Raw genomic sequence first — 5,800 nt, forward strand, 5'->3', positions numbered from 1 at the left:
CCTGCCGCCGATCCAGCAGCAGCAACCGGCACCGCCACCGCCCCCGCCGCCGGAGCAGCGGCCAGGTCTGTTCGGCATCCCCGGGTTTGGCCGCTAGGCCAAATCCCCCCGGGTTTGGCCGCTAGGCCAAATCCCCCCGGGTTTGGCTGCTAGGCCAAATCCCCCGGGTTCGGCCGCTCACCCAGCCGTCCATTATTGCCGCGAGGCGATGATCTCGAGCGCGCGTGCGCCCGGGATGGCGTCACCGGGCGAGAGCCTGAGGAAATCGCCGGGCTCGCCGGCGAGCGCCTTGTCGAGCAGCGCGGTGTAGCGCCGCCGTGAGATCTCGGCCGCGCCGAAGCTCTTCAGGTGTTCCGTGACATATTGGGTATCGAGCAGCTCGAAGCCGCCATGGATGAGCCGCGCGACGAGGTGCACCAGCGCGACCTTCGAGGCATCGCGCGCGGTGTGGAACATGCTCTCGCCGAAGAAGGCTCGTCCCAGGCTTACGCCGTACAGTCCGCCGACGAGATCCTCGCCCTGCCAGGCTTCGACGCTGTGGCAATGGCCGAGCTCGTACAGGCCGCCATAGAGGTCACGGATGCGCTTGTTGATCCAGGTGTCCTCGCGTCCGGCTTGCGGTGCGGCACAGCCGGCGATGGTCGCCTTGAACGCGGTGTTGACAGTCACGCGAAATACATCCGAACGCACGGTGCGTGCGAGCCGCGAAGCGACGCGAAATCCATCGAGGGGGATGACGCCACGCAACTCCGGCTCGACCCAGAACAGGGTCGGATCGTCAGCGCTTTCCGCCATCGGGAAGATGCCGCAGGCATAGGCGCGCAGCAGCACGGCCGGTGTGATTTCAGACGGGGCGGAGTCGCGCGAAGTCATGGTTCGCAATCATAGCAGGATCGCGACGCAGTTGCGATGGGGTGGGGAGCAGGGCGCGCGCTCAACTCGCGGCGGCGGTGCTGGTCTTGCCGGGGCTTGCCGGCACGCGACCGAACTTCAGAATGATCCGGGTTCCGGAATGCGCGGGATCGCGCTCGACCGAGGCGTCGAGCTTGGAGGCCATGGCCGCGACGATGCGCTGGCCCATGCCGGTGGAGCGCGGATCGGCCTTGACGTTGTCGCCGACGCCGTCGTCGGTGATCGACAGAAGGAGATCGTCGCCTTTCGAGTTCAGCTCGACATGGATCGGGCCGGCGCCGTCGGGATAGGCGTATTTCACCGCGTTCATCACCAGCTCGTTGACGATGATGCCGACGGCGACCGCGCGGTCAGGATCGATCTCGATCGGCTCGGCCTTCAGCGTCAGGCGCGACATCCGGTTGCCTTCGGCCGAGCGGCGCAGATCCTCGAGCAGCGAGTCCAGATACTGGTTCAGGACCACGCTCTTCAGATCCTGCGAGGTGTAGAGACGCCGGTGCACCTGCGCGACCGCGGCGACGCGGCCCATCGCATTGGTCAGTGCCGCCTTGACCTCGTCCTGTGCGGCTGAGCTTGCCTGAAGGTGCAGCAGCGAAGCGATGATCTGCAGCGAGTTGCCGACGCGGTGGTTGACCTCGCGCAGCAGTAGCTCGCGTTCGGCGGCAAGGGCTGCGTAGCGGTCACGCGAGGCATGGATCTCGGCTTCGGCCTCCTCGCGCGCCTTCTGCAATTCGGCCTGGCGCAGCGCGCCCTCGGTTGCGACGTGGAGCAGGGGGATGAAATCGCCCGTGACGTCCTTGACGAGATAGTCGGCCGCGCCGGCCTTCAGCGCGGTGACCGCAATGTTGGAATCCTGCGAGGCCGTGACGAACACCACCGGCGGCGCCCCCGGGATCGCCATGATCTGCTCCAGCGTCTCCAGCCCGTCGAGGCCGGGCATGTACTGGTCGAGCGCGACCACGTCGATGCCGCCTTCGGCACTCGCGCGGCGGATGCGCTCCAGACCTTCCTCGCCGCTCGCGGCATGGACGACCCTGTAGCCGCGCCGCGTCAGGCCGCGATCGACCAGGCGCGCCAGCGCACCGTCGTCATCGATGTAGAGCAGAGTTGGTGTGCGCTGGTTCATGGAGCGGCGGGCGGAACCTGGATGACCGAGAAGAACAGGCCGAGCTGCCGGATGGCATTGGCGAAATTCTCGTAGTTGACGGGCTTGGTGATGTAGACGTTGCAGCCGAGCTCGTAGCAGCGCTTGATTTCCTGGGAATCGTCGGTGGTGGTCAGCACCACCACGGGCGAGGCCTTCAGATATTTGTTTTCCTTGATCTGCCTCAGGATGTCGATCCCGGTCATGTCGGGCAGGTTGAGGTCGAGCAGGATCAGCAGCGCATTGCCCTTCTGCACGAGCCCGGAGCCGTCGGCGCCGAACAGGTGCGTCATCGCGTCCGTGCCGTTCTTGAAGGAGACGATCTCGTTGTTGACGCCGGAGCGGCGGATGTTGCGCTCGATCAGGCGGGCGTGGCCCTCGTCGTCCTCGATCATGATGATGGTGACAGGCTGGGTCATCGATCTGCGTTCCGGTTGCTTACGTTCCAGGCGATCGGCAGCGTGATCGTGAAGGTGCTGCCCGCATTCAGTTCCGATGATACCGACATGGTGCCGCCGAGGCGACGCACAAGTGCACGCACATGCGCAAGCCCGATGCCCTGGCCGGGCTTGTCCTGGGTTCCCGCGCGGCGGAACAGGTCGAAGATCCGCTGATGATCCCTAGCGTCGATGCCGCGGCCATTGTCGCTGATCTCGAAAATAGCGTAACCGAGCTTGGTCCGCCCGCGAATTCTGATCTCTCCGGGTACCCCGCGCTTCAGATATTTGATCGCATTGTCGATCAGGTTGGAGAAGATCTGCTCGAGCGCGAGCCGGTCGCTCACGACATTTGGCAGGGCCTCGAGGTGGATCTCGGCCTGAGCCTCCGCCGCCTGATGCGCCAGCGTCGACACGATGCCCTCGATCAGCTCGCTTGTGTCGATCTTCACGGGCTGGAATTCGCGCCGGCCCTCGCGCGTGAGGTTGAGGATCGCCGAGATCAGCCGGTCCATCTTGGCGATCGACGACTTGATGAAGCCGAGTGCTTCGGAAAAATCCTCCGAGAGCTGCTTGTCGGCGCCCTCGAGCGCGATCTCGCCGGGCCCCGCGGGCGCCAACGGCGGTCCGTCCGCAGGGACGTGGGCGAGGCCGCCGATGCGGCGAAAGATGTCGTTGCCGAGTTCATCGAGCTCGCTGGTGAATCCCATGATGTTGACGAGCGGCGAGCGCAGGTCGTGGCTGACGATATAGGCAAAGCGCTGGATCTCGTCGTTGGCCTCGCGCAAATCCGCGGTGCGTTCGTCGACGACGGACTCAAGGTTGGCGTAGGCCTCGCGCAGGCGGTTCTCGGCCTCCTCGCGGGCGACTGCCGAGCGCCGCACCAGCCAGATCGAGATCAGCGCCAGAACCACGACGAGGCCGGAGCCGATGCCCGTCATCGAGGCGGCGAGGGTCTGGCTGCGGTCGGAGTTGGCGGTGCGGAGGCGGAACAGGCGCTCCTCCTCCTGGATCATCGCGTTCGCGACGGCGGTGATCTTTGTCGTGGTGTCCTGTGCCGCGGCCTCGCGGACCAGCGCCACGGCCTTGTCCGGCTGGCCCTGCTGGATGAAGGTCATCTCCTGCGCGAACTGGCCGAGGCGGGTTTCGAGGGCGGCGCTCAGCTTTTCGATCTTCTCACGTTGCCCTGGATTGTCGCCGCTCAGGCGCGTGAGCTTGTCGAGGGCGGGGATGATGGCGGCCACGGCCTTTTCATGGTCGTCGCGGAAATTTGCCCCCTGCGTCAGCAAGAAGCCACGGGCGCCGCTTTCTGCGCGCCGGATCTCGAGCAGCAGGGCGTTGATCTGGTTCTCGACCTCGATGGTATGAACCACCCATTTGCTGTCTTCCCGCGCCTTGTTGACGAGGTAGACGGAGCCGGCGCTGATCACGGTCAGCACCAAAAGGCCCGCTGAGAACAGCAGGATCTGCCAGAGCGTGCGCCGTCGTTGGGCGTCAGCCGTCACGACGGTTCACCGGTGTACATTCAGTGGAGTTCAAAACGCCCCCTTGGAACTGGCCCCAGCGTCCAGAACGCGATTGAGGCCAAAGGGTTCCACCAGGGGAGGGGAGATTACCTCGGCGCGGGTTCCGCCTTGCCGGCCAGGTACTGTTCCAGCCAGTGGATGTGATAATCGCCGTTGATGATGTCGTCTTCGCGCACTAGCGCGCGGAACAGCGGCAGCGTGGTCTCGATGCCTTCGACCACCATCTCGTCGAGCGCCCGGCGCAGCCGCATCAGGCATTCGGCGCGGGTCTTGCCATGCACGATCAGCTTGCCGACCAGGGAATCGTAATAGGGCGGGATCGTGTAGCCTTGGTAGACGGCGGAATCGATCCGGACGCCCAGCCCGCCGGGCGGATGGTATTGCAGGATGCGGCCGGGCGAGGGACGGAAGGTCTGGGGATGCTCGGCGTTGATGCGGCACTCGATCGCATGGCCGATGACCTGGATCTCTTCCTGCCTGGCCGGCAGGTCGCCGCCGGCGGCGATGCGGATCTGCTCCAGCACGAGGTCGATGTCGGTAATGCTCTCAGTGACGGGATGCTCGACCTGGATGCGGGTGTTCATCTCGATGAAGTAGAACTCGCCGTCCTCGAACAGGAATTCGATGGTGCCGACGCCGAGATATTTCATCTCGCGCATGGCTTTGGCGCAGGTTTCGCCAATCTTGGCGCGCGCGGCGGCGGCGAGGACGGGCGAGGGGCCTTCTTCCCAGACCTTCTGGTGGCGGCGTTGCAGCGAGCAGTCGCGTTCGCCGAGATGGATGGCGCCGCCGCGGCCGTCGCCGAGGATCTGGATCTCGATATGGCGCGGCTTCTGGAGGTATTTTTCGAGGTAGACGGAGGCATCGCCAAAGGCGGATTTGGCCTCATTGGCCGCCGTCGACAGCGCCACCTGGAGGTCGGCCTCGCTGTGCGCGACCTTCATGCCACGGCCGCCGCCACCGGCCGCAGCCTTCACCAGGACCGGGAAGCCGATCTTGCGGGCGATCGCTATCGCGTCGTCATCGGGGCCGACCGCGCCGTCGGAGCCGGGCACCACGGGGATGCCCAGGCGCTTGGCGGTCTTCTTCGCCTCGATCTTGTCGCCCATCAGGCGGATGTGCTCGGCCTTGGGACCGATGAAATGCAGATTGTGCTCGGACAGGATTTCCGCGAAGCGGGCATTTTCAGACAGGAATCCGTAACCGGGATGCACGGCATCGGCGCCGGTGATCTCGCAGGCCGCGAGCAGCGCGGGGACGTTGAGATAGCTGTCCTTGGATGCCGGCGGCCCGATGCACACGCTCTCGTCCGACAGGCGCACATGCATGGCATCGGCGTCGGCGGTGGAGTGCACGGCGACCGTCGCGATCCCGAGCTCCTTGCAGGCCCTGAGGATGCGAAGGGCGATCTCGCCGCGATTGGCTATGAGGATCTTGTCGAACATGGTGCCTCAGGGGGCGAAGGGGCAATAGCGAATGGCGAAACAGGCAGGAGTAACTATTCGCTACTCGCTATTCGCCACTCCCTCACTCGATGATGACCAGCGGCTCGCCGTACTCGACCGGCTGGCCGTCTTCGATCAGGATCTGCGTCACCGTGCCGGCGCGCGGCGAGGGGATCTGGTTCATGGTCTTCATCGCTTCGATGATCAGCAACGTCTGTCCGACCGAGACCTTGCTGCCGACCTCGATGAACGGCTTGGCGCCCGGCTCAGGCGCCCAATAGGCGGTGCCGACCATCGGCGAGCTGACGGCGCCGGGATGCTTCGCCAAATCGGGCC

6 protein-coding genes are annotated in these 5,800 nt (G+C 65.3%); all 6 read right to left on the minus strand.

The features are described from left to right. Positions 1-192: 192 nt before the first annotated feature. Positions 193-873 (minus strand): leucyl/phenylalanyl-tRNA--protein transferase, encoded by a 681-nt coding sequence (aat, locus tag MOV75_RS24995; RefSeq protein ID WP_246929261.1) that lies wholly within the window; start codon positions 871-873, stop codon positions 193-195. Between the two features lie 61 nt (positions 874-934). Then, positions 935-2,038, minus strand: coding sequence for a sensor histidine kinase (locus tag MOV75_RS25000; protein WP_246929262.1), 1,104 nt, complete (start codon positions 2,036-2,038; stop codon positions 935-937). Beyond that, on the minus strand, positions 2,035-2,475 hold the full coding sequence (locus MOV75_RS25005) for a response regulator (RefSeq protein ID WP_246929263.1): 441 nt from the start codon (positions 2,473-2,475) through the stop codon (positions 2,035-2,037). Before MOV75_RS25005 ends, MOV75_RS25000 begins: the two co-directional genes overlap by 4 nt. Further along, on the minus strand, positions 2,472-3,998 hold the full coding sequence (locus MOV75_RS25010) for a CHASE3 domain-containing protein (RefSeq protein WP_246929265.1): 1,527 nt from the start codon (positions 3,996-3,998) through the stop codon (positions 2,472-2,474). Before MOV75_RS25010 ends, MOV75_RS25005 begins: the two co-directional genes overlap by 4 nt. Positions 3,999-4,105: 107 nt before the next feature. Beyond that, positions 4,106-5,464: an acetyl-CoA carboxylase biotin carboxylase subunit gene (accC, locus tag MOV75_RS25015; RefSeq protein ID WP_247006779.1), complete on the minus strand. Its 1,359-nt coding sequence runs from the start codon at positions 5,462-5,464 to the stop codon at positions 4,106-4,108. Between the two features lie 82 nt (positions 5,465-5,546). After that, on the minus strand, positions 5,547-5,800 hold a 254-nt coding region (locus MOV75_RS25020), incomplete at its 5' end, for a biotin/lipoyl-containing protein (protein WP_247006780.1).

This window comes from Bradyrhizobium sp. PRIMUS42, from assembly GCF_023006515.1.
In the GTDB taxonomy this organism is placed as follows: Bacteria; Pseudomonadota; Alphaproteobacteria; order Rhizobiales; family Xanthobacteraceae; genus Bradyrhizobium.

What these genes read in the sequence shown, in the direction of transcription:
- accC (WP_247006779.1), bottom strand. Translation starts at nt 5,464, where the DNA reads ATGTTCGACAAGATCCTCATAGCCAATCGCGGCGAGATCGCCCTTCGC.
- MOV75_RS25005 (WP_246929263.1), bottom strand. Translation starts at nt 2,475, where the DNA reads ATGACCCAGCCTGTCACCATCATCATGATCGAGGACGACGAGGGCCAC.
- aat (WP_246929261.1), bottom strand. Translation starts at nt 873, where the DNA reads ATGACTTCGCGCGACTCCGCCCCGTCTGAAATCACACCGGCCGTGCTG.
- MOV75_RS25000 (WP_246929262.1), bottom strand. Translation starts at nt 2,038, where the DNA reads ATGAACCAGCGCACACCAACTCTGCTCTACATCGATGACGACGGTGCG.